Here is an 18,200-nt window from a genome sequence, read left to right as displayed (position 1 = left end):
TCCGATCATCCAGAGGTCCTTTCAGAATCGATTTCCGCACACCACACAAGAGTCCCTTTGTACTCATGTGCGATTCCCCTGCCCTTGAGGGGGAGATGTCGCCGAAGGCGACAGAGGGGGTCGTCGCGCGTAGAGCGCTAGCATCATCTTTTTGAAAGTACGAGGTCGCGTCCCGTCGTGCCGACCCCCTCTGGCCTGCCGGCCATCTCCCCCTCAAGGAGGGAGATTGGCGCCGCGCCGTTGGCGCATCTCTCCCAGCGCGGCTGCAAAGTATAAGCGCACTGCCGACTCCCCCCTGCGGAGCACCGCACAATCACTGCGGAAAACCGAACACTCCCCAGCGTCACCTCGCTCTATCATTCCCTCAGGCAAAAGGCGTCCCGGCGATCGCATCCGTCCCCCGCGTCTGTCGATCGGCCGGGGCGCCCAACAACAGGGGAACGACGATGAAATTCATGCTGACCGACCGCAAATTGCACCCGCAGGCAAAACCCGTCGCCGACGATTTCAAGACCGGCGGCATCAGCCGCCGTGAATATCTGGCATTGATGGCCGGCCTCGGCGTCAGCGCCGCCGGCGCCCTGGCGCTGGGCGGGCTGGCCGCCACCCCTGCCCGCGCGGCGGAACCCAAGAAGGGCGGCGTCTTGCGCGTCGCCATGAACGTCAAGGGTTTTAAGGACCCGCGCACCTTCGATGGCGTCGAGATGTCCAATGTCGCCCGCCACTGCAACGAATATCTGGTGCGCTGGAACACCGACTTCTCCTTCGAGCCCTGGCTGCTCGAAAGCTGGGAGGCGAGCGACGACGCCAGGACGCTGACGCTGCATGTCCGCAAGGGCATCACCTGGTCGAACGGCGATGCCTTCAACGCCGACGATGTCATCCACAACCTCACCCGCTGGTGCGACGCCTCGGCAGCAGGCAATTCGGTCGCCGCGCGCATGGGTGCGCTGGTCAACGCCGACACCAAGAAGGTGGTCGACGGCGGCATCGCCAAGGTCGACGACTTCACCATCAAGCTGAACCTGCCCAAGCCCGACATCTCGCTGATCGCCGGCATGGCCGACTATCCGGCGCTGATCATGCACCGCTCCTATGAGGGCGACGCCGATCCCAAGAAGGCGCTGGCCATCACCACCGGCCCCTGCGAGCTGGTCCGCTGGGATGCCGAGACCGGCGCCGAGGTGAAGCGCAGGGATAAGCCATGGTGGAAGGGCGAGTTCCACCTCGACGGCATCAAATGGGTCGACTACGGCTCCGACCCCAACGCCATGCTGTCGGCGTTCGAATCCGGCGAAATCGACACCGACCACGAGACCGCCTCCGATGCCGTCTCGCAGACCGAGCAGATGGGGCTGATGAATTCCGAGATCGCCACCGGCTCCACCATCGTCGCCCGCTTCAATGTCGGCAACGCGCCCTATGACGACGTCAAGGTGCGTCGCGCCGCCCAGCTCGCCGTCGACAATTCCGCCGTGCTGGCGCTTGGCCTCGGCGGTCGCGGCAAGCCCGCCGACAACCACCATGTCGGCCCCATGCACCCCGAATATGCCGATATCGGCCCGGCCAAGCGCGACCTGGACCAGTCGAAGAAGCTGCTCGCGGAGGCCGGCAAGGCCGACCACGAATTCGAACTCATCTCCGTCGATGTCGAATGGCAAAAGAGCACCGGCGACGCCATCGGCGCGCAGATGCGCGAGGCCGGCCTCAAGATCAAGCGCACCGTGCTGCCGGCCGCCACCTTCTGGAACGACTGGAGCAAATACCCCTTCTCCTGCACCGAATGGCTCGGCCGCCCGCTCGGCGTCCAGGTGCTGGCGCTGGCGTATAAATCCGGCGCCGCCTGGAACGAAAGCGCCTACGCCAACAAGGAGTTCGACGAGCTTCTCGACAAGGCGCTGGCGACCCCGGACGCCAAGGCGCGCAAGGAGATCATGGCCAAGATCGAGCTGAATTTGCGCGACTCAGGCATCATCATCCAACCCTACTGGCGCTCGGTCTACCGGACGTACCGCAAGGGTGTGGAGGGTTGCGAACAGCACCAGGCGCTGGAACAACACTTTGAGAAGGTGTGGATTGAGAGTTGAGCCTTCGCCATTCTTGGGTTCCTCGCCCCCACAGAAGTGGGGGAGAGGTGGCCCGGCGAAGCCGGGACGGAGAGGGGGACGCCCTCCGCAATATCAAAGCCGCATGATGGGTAAGAGCCGAACGATAAATTCCATCGGGTGCTTTCAGGCGATAGACCTCCCAACGCCGCGCAGGCCCCTCTCCGTCCCGGCTTCGCCGGGCCACCTCTCCCCACATCGTGGGGCGAGGAACTAAGGCAGCGCCTACGGCCCGACCATCACAAGGCGGCGCAGCCCCTCCGGAAACGGCTTTCCGGCCGCAACGCCGGCGTTTCGGTTTGCAACGCTGGTGATTGGCGAAAGCAGCGATGACAGCGTCCTTCGCCCCGTTTACGGGGAGTTGAGGAGTGGTCCGCGTAGCGGACGAAAAGCCAACTGCTTGGCTTTTCGAACGACGAGTGGCGGCAGCCAAATGAGGGGCGGCGCCAGCGTTGGTCTTCCGTTCTCCCACCGCGGAGAAGGCAAGACGCGCCGACCCGTTCACCTCTCGGTCTTCACCAAAGTCCAGATCCAGCCGACGAAGGTCAGCACCAGGAACGGATAGCCGGCGGCGGGCAGCGGCGACGAGGTCGGCAGTAGGCGCGCGCCCCACAGGATCATGCAAGCCGAGACGACAAACAGCCCTGCGGCCACGAGCGCGGTGAGCCGCATCCACACGGCGAAAGTCTTCGGTGCGCTGACCATGACAAGTGCGGCCGCCCACAGCGAGATGCCGCCGACATAGGAGGGCACGCTGGCCTCAAGCCCTGCCGCATTGCCGGCCAGCAGCAGGCTCTCGCCGGCGAGAAAGGTCAGAAATCCGGCAGCTATGCAGTCATTGCCCAGCCGCTGGTATTTCATCGTCAGCAGCGCGGTCGCCACCACCAGTGCCACGCCGTCGACGGTCCACAGCGTCTCGCGCAGTTCGGCGCTGGCGACGAAGGTGCCGGCAAGCCCGAAAGCGCCACCGATCGCCAGGCCGGTCGCGGCAACGATGTCCAGCGGGTTGGAACGCATTTGAAATCTCCCCCAAGCCCTGCTGAGGATACTCCTGGGCGGAACGTTCTCAAAGGGGTAGCGCGAAGCGGAAAACGGCGGAGGTGTCGAGAAGCCCTCGGGCGATCCGGCCTTGTCACGCCCTCGCCTGCGGTCGAGAAGTGGCCGACGCGAATGCCGGTGAGACAGTTGCCTGAGCCCGCGTCGGCCACTGGCGAACCGAGGTCCGCCGCCCGATTTTTGTAGCGCCCCATCGCGGCACGAGCAACCAAGCCAAGGCCATCGGTACGTATTCGTACAAACGTGATCTCCGCGTGCCGATGCCAACAGCGCGGGGACCCTGGAACATTCAAAAAAGCGCTCGGTGCCCAGATAGCCTGGGCGCCGCCTCCTGGAGAGTAATCTACACCGCTCTGCGTCAACGCATCACCAGCGGGGCACATTGCCCCCGGCAACTCCACCGCTTTCGAAGCCTGCCATCGATCCACCGGATCGATGAATTGGCGCGCTTCGCGCGCCAATCGGCTTCTCAATCCCCCATCTTCAGCGCCTGAATAAACGCCTCCTGCGGGATATCGACCTTCCCAAACTGGCGCATCCGCTTCTTGCCTTCTTTCTGCTTGTCCAGCAGCTTGCGCTTGCGCGAGACGTCGCCGCCGTAGCACTTGGCGGTGACGTCCTTGCGCAGCGCCGAGATGGTTTCGCGGGCGATGACCTTGCCGCCGATCGCGGCCTGGATCGGGATCTTGAACAGATGGTTCGGGATCAGTTCCTTCAGCTTCTCGCACATCTGCCTTCCGCGCTTTTCCGCCGCCGTGCGGTGCACCAGCATCGACAGCGCATCGACGGGCTCCTCATTGACCAGGATCGACATCTTGACGAGGTCGCCCTCCTTGTAGTCGGTGAGGTGGTAGTCGAACGAAGCGTAGCCCTTGGAGATCGACTTCAACCGGTCGTAGAAATCGAAGACCACTTCGTTGAGCGGCAGATCGTAGATCAGCATGGCGCGCTTGCCGACATAGGACAGGTCGGCCTGGATGCCGCGCCGGTCCTGGCAGAGTTTCAATATGCCGCCGAGATAGTCGTCGGGCGTCAGGATGGTGGCGCGGATCCATGGCTCCTCGATGGCGGAGATCTTCACCACATCGGGCATGTCGGCCGGGTTGTGCAATTCCTTCATCGAACCGTCGTTGAGGAGCAGCCGGTAGACGACGCTGGGTGCCGTGGCGATCAGGTCGAGGTTGAACTCGCGTTCCAGCCGCTCCTGGATGATTTCCAGATGCAGCAGGCCAAGGAAGCCGCAGCGATAGCCGAAGCCGAGCGCGGCGCTGGTTTCCATTTCAAAGGAGAAGCTGGCGTCGTTGAGGCGCAGCTTGCCGACCGCGGCGCGCAGATCCTCGAAATCGGCGGCGTCGACCGGGAACAAGCCGCAGAACACCACCGGTTGCGCCGGCTTGAAGCCGGGCAGCGCCTTGGCGGTGGCGCGCTTGTCCTCGGTGATGGTGTCGCCGACGCGGGTGTCGGCCACTTCCTTGATCGAGCCGGTGAAGAAGCCGAACTCGCCGGGGCCAAGCTCGTCGACATTGATGCGGGCCGGGGTGAACACGCCGGTGCGCTCGACCAGGTATTTGGCGCCGGTCCCCATCATCCGGATGGTCTGGCCCTTCTTCAGCACGCCGTCGATGATGCGCACCAGCACGATGACGCCGAGATAGGCGTCGTACCAGCTATCGACCAGCATCGCCTTCAGCGGCGCTGAAGCATCGCCCTCGCGCGGCGGCGGCAGCTGGTGGACGATGGCCTCCAGCACATCGGGAATGCCAAGCCCGGTCTTGGCCGAGATCAGCACGGCGTTGGAAGCGTCGATGCCGATCACCTCCTCGACCTGCTCGCGGATGCGCTCGGGCTCGGCGGCCGGCAGGTCGACCTTGTTCAGCACCACGACGATCTCGTGGTTGTTGTCGATCGCCTGGTAGACATTGGCCAGAGTCTGAGCTTCGACGCCCTGCGAGGCGTCGACCACCAGCAGCGACCCCTCGCAGGCGGCGAGCGAGCGCGACACTTCATAGGCGAAGTCGACATGGCCGGGCGTGTCGATCAAATTGAGGATATAGTCCTCGCCATTGTTGGCGTGGTATTTCAGCCGCACCGTCTGCGCCTTGATGGTGATGCCGCGCTCGCGCTCGATGTCCATCGAGTCCAGCACCTGCTCCTTCATGTCGCGCAGCTCCAGCCCGCCGGTCAGCTGGATCAGCCGGTCGGCAAGCGTGGATTTGCCATGGTCGATATGGGCGACGATGGAGAAATTCCGGATGTGGTCGAGGGGAGTGCTCATGGCGCGCGTTTAGCAGGGGCGGCTTGCTGCGGCAAGCGGCACAGCCACTGCCGGGGCGGGGCGAGCGTTGCGGCCGTTGCAGAGCAAGCGGTACGGCCTCTGCCGGGCAAGTGCCGCCGGCGCTTATGGCTCATTACGCGCTCTTCGCGAAAAACGATAAATATTAACCAAGTCCGTTAGATCATAATTGGGGACTGCCATGTTAGCCGGGGAGGATATTCTGAAATAAGGATCAAGGCATGCGGGGGCTGGCAGGCAGGTTTATCGGGTCGCGGAGCGGCGCGTTCGCACCGATACTCGTTCTCGTCATGATTCCGCTGATCACCGCGATCGGTTTTTCGGTCGACTACACCTCGGCGGTCCAGACCAGGTCGACCGAACAGGCGGCACTCGATTCCGCGATCCTGTCTATCACCACGATGGATACGGCCTCGACGATGCCACAACGCCAGGTGGCGATGCAGGCGTCCTACGTGGCCAATGGCGGACAAGGCACCGCGACGCTGAACACCTTCGCCGTCAGCGCCAACGGCACCGCCACGGCGCAGGCAACGGCGAGCTTCCCCATGCCGACCGTTTTCATGCAGATCGCCAGGATCCCCACGGTGGCGATCGGCGTCTCATCGGCGGTGAACAAGACGCCGGCTTTGGTGGCGGCGACCTTCAAGGTCACCGGCGTGTCGGGTTACTGGAACAAGAAAATGACGCTCTACGGCACGCAATTCGGTGCGGCAGTGGCCAAGCCGCTGATGACGATCGATTATACATATGGCAAAACCGGAGATCCGAAAGGCTACGGCACCACCAACGTCAACGTCATCACCACCGATTCAACCGGCAAGACCGTCACCACGTTGGCCCAGACGCAGGTCTGCAAACTCGGCAAAAACGCGCCCACCGGGGTTACGCTCAACACCGACAAGTTTGGCACGACATATTACTGCGTGGACACGATGTCTGCTGGCAGCACCGCCGGTGCGTCAATCGACGTCAGCCAGATGGCCGGCCTCTATCTGCAGATGAACGTGCCGTCGGGCAACCCGCAAAACCTCTCTTCGAACGACGCGGCCACGTCCAACCGGCTCTACAGCTCGACAAGCAAGGACGTCCTTCCGGCCGAGATCGCGACCGGCCAGGTCGTCGATATCTTCCGCCTCGTGCCCTGCGGCTCGACCGGCTACCAGGCTTGGGAGGACGGCGGCAACTCGGTTCCGGCGCCAGTCGGCAACGCCGACTTCTTCTACAACGTGACCGGCAAGTGCGACTTCAACAAGCGGCCCAACAACACGGTGCTGACGCAGTAAGCGGCGCTCTTGGCCCACTCCCACAAGGGGAGAAGGGAAGAATTGAGCCTGATGATCACAAACCGGTGAGCGCTGTAACGAAGCGGCAGACAGCGGCGAAGTGGGGACATGAGCGGCGCATCCGGGCGCCGGCGCCACGGAGCAAGCCGAATGTCAGGGTCCAGCAAGTTCGTCACAGTGTCCAGCCTTTGCGCGCTTGCACTCGCAGTGTCGCTCGGTGCGGCCGCTGCCCTGCCGCTCACGGTGGTCGAGCTGTTCACCAGCCAGGGCTGTTCGTCCTGCCCGCCGGCCAACGCCAATCTGATCAGGGTCAAGGACCAGCCCGGCGTGCTGGCGCTGTCCTTCAACGTCACCTACTGGGACTATCTCGGCTGGAAGGACACGTTCGGCCGCCAGGAATTCACGCAGCGCCAGGTCAGCTACGAGCCGCCGCTCGGCCATGACGGCCCGTTCACGCCGCAAGTGGTGGTCAACGGCCATGCCGATGCCGTCGGCGCTGCACCCGGTGAGATCGAAAAGCTGATCGCAAGCACTGGCCGCATCGGCGGCCCGTCGCTGTCGATCGACCGCGGCAAGGTCAGCATCGGTGCCGGCACGGTGCCTGGCGGCAGGGCCGATGTCTGGCTGGTGCGCTATCTCAGGGGAGTCGTCCAGGTGCCGGTGGCGCGCGGCGAAAACACCGGCCGCACTTTGCCGCATGCCAATGTCGTGCATTCGCTCAAGAAAATCGGCGGCTGGACCGGCGCCGCCGCGGTGCTCGATCTGCCGCCGGCTTCGGACGGCCTGAGCACCGCCGTGCTCGTCCAGTCGCCAGGCGGCGGGCCGATTCTGGCCGCAGCAACCAACTAGATCACGCTTCAAAAGAGATTGCGCAAACGCCGCACGCGCGGCGCCGCATAGAACGGCCGCCAGGACAGCGCGCCCCACTATCAACCCCAAGGAGACCATCATGACCACTCTGTTCCGCCTGACGCTGCCTGCCCTCGCTTTCGCTCTGTGCTCGACGGCGCTGTTTGCCGGCGGCATCGCCCGTGCCGACGACGCGATCAATGCCATGAAGCCGGCCGCGGACGCCATGCAGCCTGCAACCGATGCGATGAAGCCCGCCGACCCGATGGCCACCAATTCGATGAAGCCGGCCGCCGATGCCATGAAGCCGACGGCTGACGCGATGAAACCGGCAACCGATGCCATGAAGCCGGCCAACTAGGCCGATTGCCGGCGGCGCACGCGAATGTGAGCCCCCGCCGCAACTCGTGCGTCGCGCCGCCGTCCCTGATCCAATAGACTGATCCCAATGGAAGGCATGAGGAGTGCAACCATGACCGACATCAAGACACCAAACCGTTCGCTTGGCTTTGTCAAAGGCGCGCTCGCCGCACTTGCGCTGGCCGCCGCGGGCGCCGCTTTCTGGCTGACGCCGGCGGTTTCTGCCGAGGACGCGGTGAAGATCCCGCCGCCGGCTTTGGACGAAAAGGCGGCGCCCGGCAGTGAAAAGGCAATCTTCGCCGGCGGCTGCTTCTGGGGCGTGCAGGGTGTCTTCCAGCACGTCAAGGGTGTGACCAAGGCCGTATCCGGCTACACCGGCGGCGACAAGGACAGCGCCGTCTACGAGACCGTCGGCACAGGCCGCACCAGCCACGCCGAATCCGTCGAAATCACCTACGATCCGTCCAAAGTGACCTATGGCCAGCTGCTGCAGGTCTATTTCTCGGTCGCCCACAACCCGACCCAGCTGAACTTCCAGGGACCGGACTCCGGCACGCAGTACCGTTCGACGATCTTTGCCGAAAACGATGCGCAAAAGAAGATCGCGCAGAGCTACATCGCCCAGCTCGACCAGGCCAAGGTCTTCCCGCAGCCGATCGTCACCACGCTGGAAACCGGCAAGACCTTCTATCCGGCCGAGAATTATCATCAGGATTTCCTGACGCTGAACCCGACCTATCCCTACATCGTCTACAACGACCTGCCCAAGGTGGCGAACCTGAAGGCGCTGTTCCCGGCGCTGTACAGCGAAAAGCCGGTGCTGGTGTTGTCGGCGAGCAATTGAGTTCTCTCGAAACGTCGGCGCGAAGCACCCCCCTCTGCCCTGCCGGCCATCTCCCCCTCAAGGGGGGAGATCGGCAGCTTCGCTGTCCCACTCGCCCTACTGCGTTGATAGTTGGCGAAAGCAACTAAGCGCGTAATCTCCCCCCTTGAGGGGGAGATGGCCGGCAGGCCAGAGAGGGGCGCCTCGCGCTGGCGTGCGCCGCTGGGCGCTCAATCATACGTCAAATCCGTCGCCTTGCCGCCGAACACGCGGTAGGCATAGAACGAATAGAAGATGATGATCGGCAGCACGACCACGGTGCCGGCCAGGATGATGGCCAGGCTTTCCGGTGCCGAGGCCGCTTGCCAGATGGTCAGGCGATCCGGCACCACGAACGGATAGAACGACCAGGCCAGCCCGGCAAAGCCGAGCGCGAAGATCGCGGCCAGTGTCAGGAACGGCGTCAGCGAATGGCGATCGTCGGGCTTCGGCAGGTGGAATGTCTGCCGCCACAGCCACAGAAACAGCAGCGCCGACAGGATCGGCAGCGGCGACAGATAGAGCATCGAGGGCCAGACGAACCATTTGTCGAAGATGCGCGGGCTGGCGAGGGGCGTTGCCAGCGAGATGGCGACCATGCCGAGCGCGGTCAGCACCAGCGTCGTGCGCAGCCAGCGCACCGCCTTCTTCTGCAGCTCGCCCTCGGTCTTGTAGATCACCCAGGCCGCGCCCATGGCGGCGTAGGCCGCGGCCAGGCAGAAAGCCACCAGCACGCCGAACGCCATGCCGCCGAAGCCGACATCGAGGCCGAGCACGTAGACGCCCAGCATATAGCCCTGCGCCAGCGAAGCGATAATGGAACCCAGGAAGAAAATACGGTTCCAGCGGTGCTTGTGCTCGGTCGGCACCTTGGCGCGGAAATCGAAGGCGACGCCGCGCAGGATCAGCCCGACCAGAAGCACGAACACAGGAATGTAGAGCGCGGTCAGGATGACGCCATGCGCCTGCGGGAAGGCGACCAGCAGGAGGCCGACGGCCAGCACCAGCCAGGTCTCGTTGGCATCCCAGAACGGGCCGATGGCGGCGATCATCGTGTCCTGCTCGGCATCCTGCGCCGCGGCGAACAGGATGCCGATGCCGAGATCGAAACCGTCGAGGATGACGTAGATCAGGATGGCGAGGCCCATCAGGCCGGCGAAGATGAGGGGGAGCGCGGTTGGCCAGTCGAAGGTCATTGATCTCTCGTCCTTCTCATTACGGCTTCTGCCCTTCGCTATGGCTGCGGGCGTTCGTCATTCGAAAAGCCAAATCGTTGGCTTTTCGTCCGCTGCGCGGACCATTCCTCACTCCCCCGCGGCCGGCTGCGACATCGGCGCATTGAGCACGCCCGGCAGCGGCGAGTTGTCGCCATCCTTCGCCGCCTTCAGCGCCAGGTGCACCAGCACGCCGAGAAAAGCGATCAGCAACAGCACATAGAGGACAAGGTAGATGGCGAGCGTCAGGGCGACATGGCTGCCGGCCACCGGGCCGACCGCATCGGCGGTTTTCAGCACGCCGGTCACCAGCCAGGGCTGGCGGCCGATCTCGGTGGTGTACCAGCCGGCCAGTGTCGCCAGCCAGCCCGACAGTGCCATCGGCACCATCAGCAAAGCGAGCGGCTTCGGCAGGCTGTGCCGACGCTTGAGGAAGAAGGCGGCCGACCACGAGACGAGGAGCATCAGGATGCCGGTTCCGACCATGATGCGAAAGCCCCAGAACACCGGGAACACAGGCGGATGGTTTCCGGGATAGTCGTTGAGGCCCGGCACCACACCGCTGGTCGAATGCCGCAGCACCAGGCTGGCGCCGTCGGGAATGGCGATCTCGAATTTGTTTTCGCGGGCCGCCTCGTCGGGGAGCGCAAAAAGGACCAGCGGCACGTTGGGGCCGGTGTTCCAGTTGGCCTCCATGGCGGCGATCTTCTGCGGCTGGTGCTCCAGCGTGTTCAGCCCATGCTGGTCGCCGGCGAAGATCTGGATCGGGATCAGGATTGCCGCAGTGAAGACGCCGGTGCGCAGCGCCTTCCACATCGATTCCGAGCGGTCGCCGTTGAGATATCGCAGCGCCGACAGGCCCGATATCAGGAATGATACCGTCAGCCCGGAGGCGAGCAGCATGTGGGTCAGCCGGTAGGGCATCGACGGATTGAAGAGGATCGCCCACCAGTCGACGGCATGCGCCACGCCGTCACGGATCTCGAAGCCGGCCGGTGTTTGCATCCAGGAATTGAGCGCGATGATCCAGAAGGCCGAGACGGTGGTGCCGCCCGCCACCAGCACCGTCGCCAGCGTGTGGCTGCGGTTGGAGACGCGGCGGAAGCCGAACAGCATGATGCCGAGGAAGGCCGCTTCGAGGAAGAAAGCGGTGAGGATTTCGTACGCCAGCAGCGGTCCGGCGATGTTGCCGACCGTTTTCATATAGCCCGGCCAGTTGGTGCCGAACTGGAAGCTCATGGTGACGCCCGACACGACGCCCATGGCGAACGACAGCGCGAACACCTTCACCCACGTGAAATAGGCGCGCATCCAAGCGGAATCATTGGTCGCATTGTAGCGCAGCTTGAAGAACAGCAGCACCCATCCAAGCGCAATGGTGATCGTTGGAAACAGGATGTGGAACGAGATATTCGCGCCGAATTGCATGCGCGACAGGACGAGCGGGTCCATGGTGGGCTCCGGCTGCTTCGAATGCCTGGAAGAATAGGGCGCGAGCCGTGCCCGGTCAAAGCGGCGTCGCGTCACGCAGGGCGGAACGCCGCAGGGCCCCCGATATGGCGTCGGCGTGCCCGGCCTCGACGCCCGCAATCGTTGTCGAGAACTGTCAGCAGCGGCATTGACTTGCAGTTGCATGGGACGACATTCGGCCTATATCAGGGAACCTCTTTCAAGCAGCCGTTTTCAGCCATGTCTTCCATCCTGTCTATTTCCGGGGTCTCCAAGACCTACGCTACTGGTTTTACCGCGCTCAAGGAGGTCAATCTCGACATCCAGCGTGGCGAGATATTTGCGCTGCTTGGGCCCAACGGCGCCGGCAAGACGACCCTGATCTCGATCGTTTGCGGCATCGTCAACCGCTCGTCGGGCACCGTCACCGTCGACGGTCACGACATCAACAGGGATTATCGCGCCGCGCGCAGCCTGATCGGGCTGGTGCCGCAGGAGCTGACCATCGACGCCTTCGAGAGCGTCTGGGCGACGGTCAACTACAGCCGTGGCCTGTTCGGCAGGCCGGCCAATGCGGCCTTCGTAGAGAAGGTGCTGCGCGACCTGTCGCTGTGGGACAAGAAGGACGCCAAGGCGATCACCCTGTCGGGCGGCATGAAACGCCGGCTGATGATCGCCAAGGCGCTGTCGCATGAGCCGCGTGTCCTGTTCCTCGACGAGCCGACCGCCGGGGTCGATGTCGAGTTGCGCCAGGACATGTGGGCGATGGTGCGCCGGCTGCGCGAGGACGGCGTCACCATCATCCTAACCACGCATTACATCGAGGAAGCCGAGGCGATGGCCGACCGCGTCGGCGTCATCAACCGCGGCGAGATCATCCTCGTCGAGAACAAGGCCGAACTGATGCGCAAGCTCGGCCGCAAGCGGCTGGTGCTTGAACTGCGCAATCCGCTGCCCGCAATTCCGGAAGCGTTCTCGCACTACGCGCTGGAGCTGTCGGGCGATGGCGGGCAGCTGACCTACACCTACGACAACCAGGCCGAGCGGCCGGGCGTCGCCTCGCTCATCCGCGACCTCGAGGCGGGCGGCATCCAGTTCCGTGACATCGACACGCAAAACAGTTCGCTCGAGGAGATCTTCGTCAACCTGGTGAGAAGAGAGCCATGAACCTGCCCACGGCCATGAATCTACGTGCAGTATGGGCGATCTACCGTGTGGAAATGGCGCGTGCCTTCCGCACCGTGCTGCAAAGCATCGTCTCGCCGGTCATCTCGACATCGCTGTATTTCGTCGTCTTCGGCTCGGCCATCGGCTCCCGCATCACCGAGATCGACGGCATCAGCTACGGCGCCTTCATCGTGCCGGGCCTGATCATGCTGTCGCTGTTGACGCAGTCGATCTCCAACGCCTCCTTTGCCATCTACTTCCCGAAATTCGTCGGCTCGATCTACGAATTGCTGTCGGCGCCGGTCTCCTATCTGGAGATCGTCATCGCCTATGTCGGCGGAGCCGCGACCAAGTCGATCATCCTCGGCCTTATCATCCTGGCGACAGCGTCGCTGTTCGTGCCGCTCACCATCCTGCACCCGTTCTGGATGGTCGCCTTCCTGGTGCTGACGGCGGTGACCTTCAGCCTGTTCGGCTTCATCATCGGCATCTGGGCCAAGAGTTTCGAGCAGTTGCAGCTGGTACCGCTGCTGATCATCACGCCGCTGACCTTCCTCGGCGGCAGCTTCTATTCGATCAACATGCTGCCCGGCATATGGCGCACGGTGACGCTGTTCAACCCGGTCGTCTATTTGATCAGCGGCTTCCGCTGGAGCTTCTACGGCAAGTCCGACGTCTCGGTCGGCATCAGCCTCGGCATGACGGTCGTCTTCCTGGCCATCTGCATAACGATCGTCGCCTGGATATTCAGGACGGGTTACCGGCTGAGAAACTGAGCGGCGAAAGTATACTGAGCCGCAGGCAGGTCTAAATCGCCTTGACCAGCCGCAGCAACCCCAGCATCTCGACATGCGTCCCCTTGCGGAAGGCGATGTAGACAGGCTCCTCGACACCATGGAAGCGGCGCTTGAACGCCGCCTGGCCTTGCAGGTTGAACCTGCGGCGGTTGACCCAGGCAGAGTCGTAGGCGCGCTGAAAAGTGTTGCGCCAGAAGTCGCTCTCGGCAAATCCGCTCGGCCCGATGTCGACGAGCGGCGACAAGCCAAGCGTGACCACCGATATGCCCTCTTCGCGAAAGCGGTCGACGGCGAACTTGGTCAGGCCGATCTCGGCATGCGGCGAGGCATCGATATGCTTGCGCTTGAAGGCGGTGGTGTAGCCGATGACCTTGCCATCCCGATACAAGGGGTCGAAGTCGAGCAAGGCGACCAGCTCTCCATTGGGACCATGCAGGACGAAACGGCGCATATCGGTGCCCAGATGGTCGGCGAACGGGCGGTTGAGAAAACCCATTTCCCTACGCTTGACGATGCGGTCGCCGCGCCAGTTGTCGGAAAGCCGGGCGATCTCGTCGAGATGGATCGTGCGCTTGTCCTCTTCGAACGAGAAGCCCTTCTTCAAGAGCCAGCGCTCGGAGTAGCGCACGGTCTCGTTGCGCTTTCCGGAAAAATCATGATCAGGCAGGGTGAGGCGGGTATCGATGCCGAGCCGATTGACCTTGTAGCCGAGCCCGGCCAGCACGCGCGCGGTCCCCTCGCCGATCTGCACGAACCACGGGCTGCCGCCGGTCTCGACGAAGCGTCTGATGTAGTCGGGCCGCAGCATTGGAGCCGCCACCGGATCGCCGAGTGCGAAATGATGCTTCATCTTGGTGCCGAAGGCGATGTAGCCGTCGGAGTCGCCGAAATAGGAAAGCTTGTTTTGAACGGCGCTTGAATAGGCGAGCGAGAAGTCGCCATGGCGGCGAACCAGCGCCAGGCGCTCGACATGCGTCAGCTCCTGCCGCGCCACCTTGGGCGCGGCGCCCTCGAGGATTTTGTCGAAATAGATCCGCAAGGAGGGCATGGCCGAGATTCCGCGTGCCGCCACAGCGCCGTGCGTTCAAGACGCGCAAAGGTGCTGTAACACTTTGATTCTGCGCATGACCTCGAAAATCGAACCCTTCCGGGCATGCGCGTGAGGATGACAAAGACCAGCCAGCCCCCCAAGGCCTCGAATCAATCACATTGCCGCGACCTGATTACCGCTGATATCGCGCATATGCCATATAGAGCGCAACCGCGGCCCAATGGATGGCTCGAAAATCGGCAGCAGGTTGTTGTATGGATACTGCGCGGGGTCAAACGGTTACAGTGTTCTGCGAGCCATGCGGAAGGACGGGTCGAATGGGGATTCGAGGGTGAATGACTGATACGACAATCCGGTCGGTTGCGGACCTGCCGATAACGGTCGAGCCGGCAATCGTCGTTGGCGCCGGTGTTGCCGGATTGGTCGCGGCGCATGCCTTGATGAATGCTGGCGTGCCGACGGCGATCCTGGAAAAAGAAAGCCGGCTGGCCGAGCCTTGGCATCGGCGGCATCAGCAGTTGCATCTCAACACCCATCGCGATCTTTCTTCGCTGCCCGGCCTTGCCTATCCCCCCGGCACGCCTGCTTTTCCGCAAAGGACGGCCGTCATCCGCCATATGAATGATTTCAGTGGGGAAAACCGGCTGCCGGTGCAGTTTGGCGTCGCTGTCGAAGAGATCACCTTCAAGGGCGATCATTGGGCGCTGCGGACCAGCACCGGACTTCGCCTTGCGCGCAATGTCGTCATTGCCACTGGCCGCGACAGGCTGCCGTTCATTCCCGAATGGAAAGGGATGAAGGATTTCGCCGGCCGCATCATCCATTCGGCGGATTTCGGCGACGCGCAGGGCTATGCGAGCCAAAAAGTGCTGGTCGTAGGCGCCGGCAATTCGGGTTTCGACGCGCTCAATCATCTGGCCGGCATCAACACGGCAGCCATCTGGCTGTCGGCCCGCAACGGCCCCGCTTTGCTGCCCAAGCGGATCAGCAAGATCGCCGTGCATAGGCTTTCGCCGCTCATGGCGCGCTTGCCATTGTGGATCGCCGATGCGGTGATGACGGCAACGCAGCGCCTGGTTTTCGGCGACCTGACCAAATTCGGCCTGCCGCCAGCGCCCTCGGGCGGCGCCAGCCGGTTGACCTCGGACTACACTGCGATCGCCGCCGACGACGGCGCCGTCAGCGCCATCAAATCGGGCAAGATCACCGTGGTGCCGGCCATACGGGAATTCACCCGCGACGGCGTGATACTGGCCAATGGCAGCCTGGTCTATCCCGACATCGTCATTGCCGCGACAGGCTATCGCACCGGGCTGGAGCCCATGGTCGGCAAGCTCGGCGTGCTCGACGGCAAGGGCGTTCCTCTCTTCAATGGCGGCCAATCCGATCCGAAATTCCCCGGCCTGTGGTTCACCGGCATGCGGCCAAGCATTCGCGGCTGTTTCGCCAATGCCGGCATCCTGGCCAAGGCGATCGCCAAACGGATTGCAGGTGCCGCTGGCGCCTCATCCGGTGCCTCACGCTGATTTCGGTTCGAGCCGCCGGGACTCGACGACCTCAATCATCAAGTCCTCCTCGACCATTCCGGCATTGTGCATGGAAACAAAGACCTAAAGCGCGTCGCATGGATCCATTTCAACGCGACGCGCTTTAATATCAGACCGCGATCTTGCCGCCGCCCTGTCTGGTGATCGCGACCACCGCCGGCCGCACTGGCATGTCGGGCTTGAAGTCGGGCCAGCGCGTCGACAGGTCCTCGTAATAGGACGGGCGGCCGAACGGCTCCCAGTCCTCGCCGCCGTCGCCCGGATGCTGGACGGCGACAAAGGCGGTCTGGTCGTCGGGCGCGAACAGCGGGCCGCACATTTCGGCGCCGATCGGCACGCGGAAGAACAGTTTCGAGGTCGCCCGCGCCGCGCCTTCAGTGTCGACCGCCCACAGGCCATCGGTACGGCCGGTGGTTTTCGGGCTCTGGCCGTCGGTGGCGACCCACAGGCGCCCAGCCGAATCGACCGCGCAATTATCGGGCATGCCGAACCAGCCATTGGCCGTCGTCGCCGTCGAGAAGGTGGCGCCGACATCGGCGACGGAGGGATCGCCGCATTTCAGCAGCACTTCCCACTTGCCTTTGATGGCGGTGAAATCGCCGTCATCTTCCGATATTTCGATGATGTGGCCGAAGGCGTTGTCGGCGCGCGGATTGGCGGCATTGATCTGGTCGGCCTTGCGCTTCGAATTGTTGGTCAGCATGACATAGACCTTGCCGTTGACGGCATTGGGCTGGATGTCCTCGGGGCGGTCCATCTTGGTGGCGCCGAGCAGGTCTGCGGCGCGGCGCGTTTCGATCAGCACATCGGCCTGGCTGGCGAAGCCGTTCTCAGTCGTCAGCGGCGCCTTCCCGAAGACGATCGGCAGCCATTCTATCGAACCGTCTTCGGCGAACTTGGCGACATGCAGCGTACCGTCGTCGAGCAGATCCTTGTTGGCGGCATGGTCGTTGGGATTGAACGCCGCCTTGGTGACGAATTTGTACACATAGTCGAAGCGTTCGTCGTCGCCGAGATAGAAGACAACGCGACCGTCCTTGGCGACGATTGATTCGGCGCCCTCGTGCTTGAAGCGGCCCATGGCGGTGCGCTTCCTCGGCGTCGAGGTCGGATCGTTGACGTCGACCTCTACGATCCAGCCGAAGCGGTTGGCCTCGTTGGGCTCCTTGGCGAGGTCGAAACGATCGTAATGGGCGGCCCATTCATAGGCGCCTTCGGGAATGCCAAGGCGCTTGTAATTGGCGGCCTCCTTGTGGCCCTCCGGCAGGTCGCCGGAGAAATAGCCGTGGATGTTCTCCTCGGCCATCACATAGGTGCCCCAAGGGGTAACGCCGCCGGCGCAGTTGTTGAATGTGCCGAAAACCTTGGTGCCGGACGGGTCTGCATTGGTCTTGACGCGATCGTGGCCGGCGACCGGACCAGACAGCGCCATTTCGGTGCTGGAGGTGATGCGACGGTTGAGCTTGCCGTCGCGCACTACCTGCCATTTGCCCGAGACCTTGCGTATCTCGACGATGGTGCCGCCGTGGGCAGCCATCTCGACATCGACCTGCTCCTTCGAGAGCGGTGCGACTTCGGCTGATTTCTTACCGTCCTTGTCGACGATCTTGACGACGCCCGGAAACATCAGATGCGGGTTGGTGTATTCGTGGTTGACGACCAGCAGGCCGTGTTCGGCCGAACCGTCGATCGGGAGATAGCCGACATAGTCGTTGTTGTAGCCGAACTGTTTCGCCTGAGCCTGCGCCGACTGTTTCGTCGGGTCGAACTCCGGCGAATCGGCAAACAGCGGATCGCCCCAGCGCAACAACACATCGGCATCGTAGCCCGGCGCGACATGGTGTTTGTCGTCGATGCCGGCCTCCAACTCGTCGAACGCAAAGGCGGAGCCTTCTGCGGCCCGGGCCTCGTCGGCACTGACCAGCGCCAGCGGACTAACGGTTGCGGCGATGGCCGAGACGGCCAGTGAACCTTTGAGGAAGCCACGGCGCGAGAACCGCGCGGCGATGATCTCGCCCATGGTGCGGTTGTCCGTAGGGTTGGTTGCGGGGCCGTCGTTTTCCTCGAGCAGGCTGGTGCGGAATCGGGCGTCGGGGGAGCGTTTTTCGGTCATTTGGGACTTGCCTCTGGCTTTGGGCGATGGCTGAGCGTGTTGCCTGTTTAA

14 protein-coding genes are annotated in these 18,200 nt (G+C 63.3%); 8 read left to right on the top strand and 6 right to left on the bottom strand.

What is annotated here, in order from left to right; translation table 11 throughout:
* The first annotated feature begins 446 nt into the window (after positions 1 to 446).
* A complete protein-coding gene (locus tag NKJ01_RS20005) occupies positions 447 to 2,087 on the top strand; it encodes an ABC transporter substrate-binding protein (protein WP_352730357.1) in 1,641 nt (546 codons plus the stop codon).
* A 519-nt stretch (positions 2,088 to 2,606) separates the two neighbouring features.
* On the opposite strand, the gene NKJ01_RS20000 is transcribed toward NKJ01_RS20005, so the two are convergent.
* Together NKJ01_RS20000 and lepA are read right to left on the bottom strand one after the other, a co-directional pair.
* Positions 2,607 to 3,122, bottom strand: a complete 516-nt coding sequence (locus NKJ01_RS20000) for a hypothetical protein (protein WP_352730355.1) — start codon at positions 3,120 to 3,122, stop codon at positions 2,607 to 2,609.
* A gap of 508 nt (positions 3,123 to 3,630) precedes the next feature.
* Positions 3,631 to 5,436, bottom strand: a complete 1,806-nt coding sequence (gene lepA / locus NKJ01_RS19995; RefSeq protein ID WP_352730353.1) for a translation elongation factor 4 — start codon at positions 5,434 to 5,436, stop codon at positions 3,631 to 3,633.
* 239 nt (positions 5,437 to 5,675) lie between these two features.
* Here lepA and NKJ01_RS19990 point away from each other — a divergent pair, with 239 nt between their 5' ends.
* The 4 genes from NKJ01_RS19990 to msrA all read left to right on the top strand — a co-directional run bounded on the left by NKJ01_RS19990 (position 5,676) and on the right by msrA (position 8,793).
* Complete coding sequence (locus NKJ01_RS19990) at positions 5,676 to 6,740, top strand: TadE/TadG family type IV pilus assembly protein (RefSeq protein WP_352730351.1); 1,065 nt, start codon at positions 5,676 to 5,678, stop codon at positions 6,738 to 6,740.
* Positions 6,741 to 6,890: 150 nt separating this feature from the next.
* On the top strand, positions 6,891 to 7,589 hold the full coding sequence (locus NKJ01_RS19985) for a DUF1223 domain-containing protein (RefSeq protein WP_352730349.1): 699 nt from the start codon (positions 6,891 to 6,893) through the stop codon (positions 7,587 to 7,589).
* A gap of 100 nt (positions 7,590 to 7,689) precedes the next feature.
* Positions 7,690 to 7,950, top strand: a complete 261-nt coding sequence (locus NKJ01_RS19980; protein WP_352730347.1) for a hypothetical protein — start codon at positions 7,690 to 7,692, stop codon at positions 7,948 to 7,950.
* Positions 7,951 to 8,061: 111 nt separating this feature from the next.
* A complete protein-coding gene (gene msrA / locus NKJ01_RS19975) occupies positions 8,062 to 8,793 on the top strand; it encodes a peptide-methionine (S)-S-oxide reductase MsrA (protein WP_352730345.1) in 732 nt (243 codons plus the stop codon).
* Between the two features lie 209 nt (positions 8,794 to 9,002).
* Here the strand turns inward: msrA and NKJ01_RS19970 are convergent, their stop codons facing one another.
* Positions 9,003 to 10,007 (bottom strand): cytochrome d ubiquinol oxidase subunit II, encoded by a 1,005-nt coding sequence (locus NKJ01_RS19970; RefSeq protein ID WP_352486105.1) that lies wholly within the window; start codon positions 10,005 to 10,007, stop codon positions 9,003 to 9,005.
* Positions 10,008 to 10,115: 108 nt separating this feature from the next.
* A complete protein-coding gene (locus NKJ01_RS19965) occupies positions 10,116 to 11,477 on the bottom strand; it encodes a cytochrome ubiquinol oxidase subunit I (RefSeq protein WP_352730343.1) in 1,362 nt (453 codons plus the stop codon).
* A gap of 237 nt (positions 11,478 to 11,714) precedes the next feature.
* On the opposite strand from NKJ01_RS19965, the gene NKJ01_RS19960 reads away from it, so the two are divergent.
* Both NKJ01_RS19960 and NKJ01_RS19955 read left to right on the top strand, forming a co-directional pair.
* On the top strand, positions 11,715 to 12,641 hold the full coding sequence (locus NKJ01_RS19960) for an ABC transporter ATP-binding protein (protein WP_352730341.1): 927 nt from the start codon (positions 11,715 to 11,717) through the stop codon (positions 12,639 to 12,641).
* A 14-nt stretch (positions 12,642 to 12,655) separates the two neighbouring features.
* The gene (locus NKJ01_RS19955) at positions 12,656 to 13,417 is read left to right on the top strand and encodes an ABC transporter permease (protein ID WP_031261086.1); all 762 of its coding nucleotides are present in this window, start codon (positions 12,656 to 12,658) and stop codon (positions 13,415 to 13,417) included.
* Positions 13,418 to 13,448: 31 nt separating this feature from the next.
* Here NKJ01_RS19955 and NKJ01_RS19950 read toward each other — a convergent pair whose 3' ends face one another.
* On the bottom strand, positions 13,449 to 14,486 hold the full coding sequence (locus NKJ01_RS19950) for a phosphatidylglycerol lysyltransferase domain-containing protein (protein WP_352730339.1): 1,038 nt from the start codon (positions 14,484 to 14,486) through the stop codon (positions 13,449 to 13,451).
* A gap of 338 nt (positions 14,487 to 14,824) precedes the next feature.
* Here NKJ01_RS19950 and NKJ01_RS19945 point away from each other — a divergent pair, with 338 nt between their 5' ends.
* Entirely contained in the window at positions 14,825 to 16,015 is a 1,191-nt protein-coding gene (locus NKJ01_RS19945; RefSeq protein WP_352730337.1) for a flavin-containing monooxygenase, read from the top strand.
* Between the two features lie 130 nt (positions 16,016 to 16,145).
* On the opposite strand, the gene NKJ01_RS19940 is transcribed toward NKJ01_RS19945, so the two are convergent.
* The gene (locus tag NKJ01_RS19940; protein ID WP_352730335.1) at positions 16,146 to 18,149 is read right to left on the bottom strand and encodes a PhoX family protein; all 2,004 of its coding nucleotides are present in this window, start codon (positions 18,147 to 18,149) and stop codon (positions 16,146 to 16,148) included.
* Positions 18,150 to 18,200 lie beyond the last annotated feature (51 nt).

This window comes from Mesorhizobium sp. M0276, assembly GCF_040321755.1.
Lineage (GTDB): Bacteria > Pseudomonadota > Alphaproteobacteria > Rhizobiales > Rhizobiaceae > Mesorhizobium.
This window is presented reverse-complemented; position numbering and strand designations above follow the sequence as displayed.

What these genes read in the sequence shown, in the direction of transcription:
- NKJ01_RS20005 (WP_352730357.1), top strand. Translation starts at nt 447, where the DNA reads ATGAAATTCATGCTGACCGACCGCAAATTGCACCCGCAGGCAAAACCC.
- NKJ01_RS20000 (WP_352730355.1), bottom strand. Translation starts at nt 3,122, where the DNA reads ATGCGTTCCAACCCGCTGGACATCGTTGCCGCGACCGGCCTGGCGATC.
- lepA (WP_352730353.1), bottom strand. Translation starts at nt 5,436, where the DNA reads ATGAGCACTCCCCTCGACCACATCCGGAATTTCTCCATCGTCGCCCAT.
- NKJ01_RS19990 (WP_352730351.1), top strand. Translation starts at nt 5,676, where the DNA reads ATGCGGGGGCTGGCAGGCAGGTTTATCGGGTCGCGGAGCGGCGCGTTC.
- NKJ01_RS19985 (WP_352730349.1), top strand. Translation starts at nt 6,891, where the DNA reads ATGTCAGGGTCCAGCAAGTTCGTCACAGTGTCCAGCCTTTGCGCGCTT.
- NKJ01_RS19980 (WP_352730347.1), top strand. Translation starts at nt 7,690, where the DNA reads ATGACCACTCTGTTCCGCCTGACGCTGCCTGCCCTCGCTTTCGCTCTG.
- msrA (WP_352730345.1), top strand. Translation starts at nt 8,062, where the DNA reads ATGACCGACATCAAGACACCAAACCGTTCGCTTGGCTTTGTCAAAGGC.
- NKJ01_RS19970 (WP_352486105.1), bottom strand. Translation starts at nt 10,007, where the DNA reads ATGACCTTCGACTGGCCAACCGCGCTCCCCCTCATCTTCGCCGGCCTG.
- NKJ01_RS19965 (WP_352730343.1), bottom strand. Translation starts at nt 11,477, where the DNA reads ATGGACCCGCTCGTCCTGTCGCGCATGCAATTCGGCGCGAATATCTCG.
- NKJ01_RS19960 (WP_352730341.1), top strand. Translation starts at nt 11,715, where the DNA reads ATGTCTTCCATCCTGTCTATTTCCGGGGTCTCCAAGACCTACGCTACT.
- NKJ01_RS19955 (WP_031261086.1), top strand. Translation starts at nt 12,656, where the DNA reads ATGAATCTACGTGCAGTATGGGCGATCTACCGTGTGGAAATGGCGCGT.
- NKJ01_RS19950 (WP_352730339.1), bottom strand. Translation starts at nt 14,486, where the DNA reads ATGCCCTCCTTGCGGATCTATTTCGACAAAATCCTCGAGGGCGCCGCG.
- NKJ01_RS19945 (WP_352730337.1), top strand. Translation starts at nt 14,825, where the DNA reads ATGACTGATACGACAATCCGGTCGGTTGCGGACCTGCCGATAACGGTC.
- NKJ01_RS19940 (WP_352730335.1), bottom strand. Translation starts at nt 18,149, where the DNA reads ATGACCGAAAAACGCTCCCCCGACGCCCGATTCCGCACCAGCCTGCTC.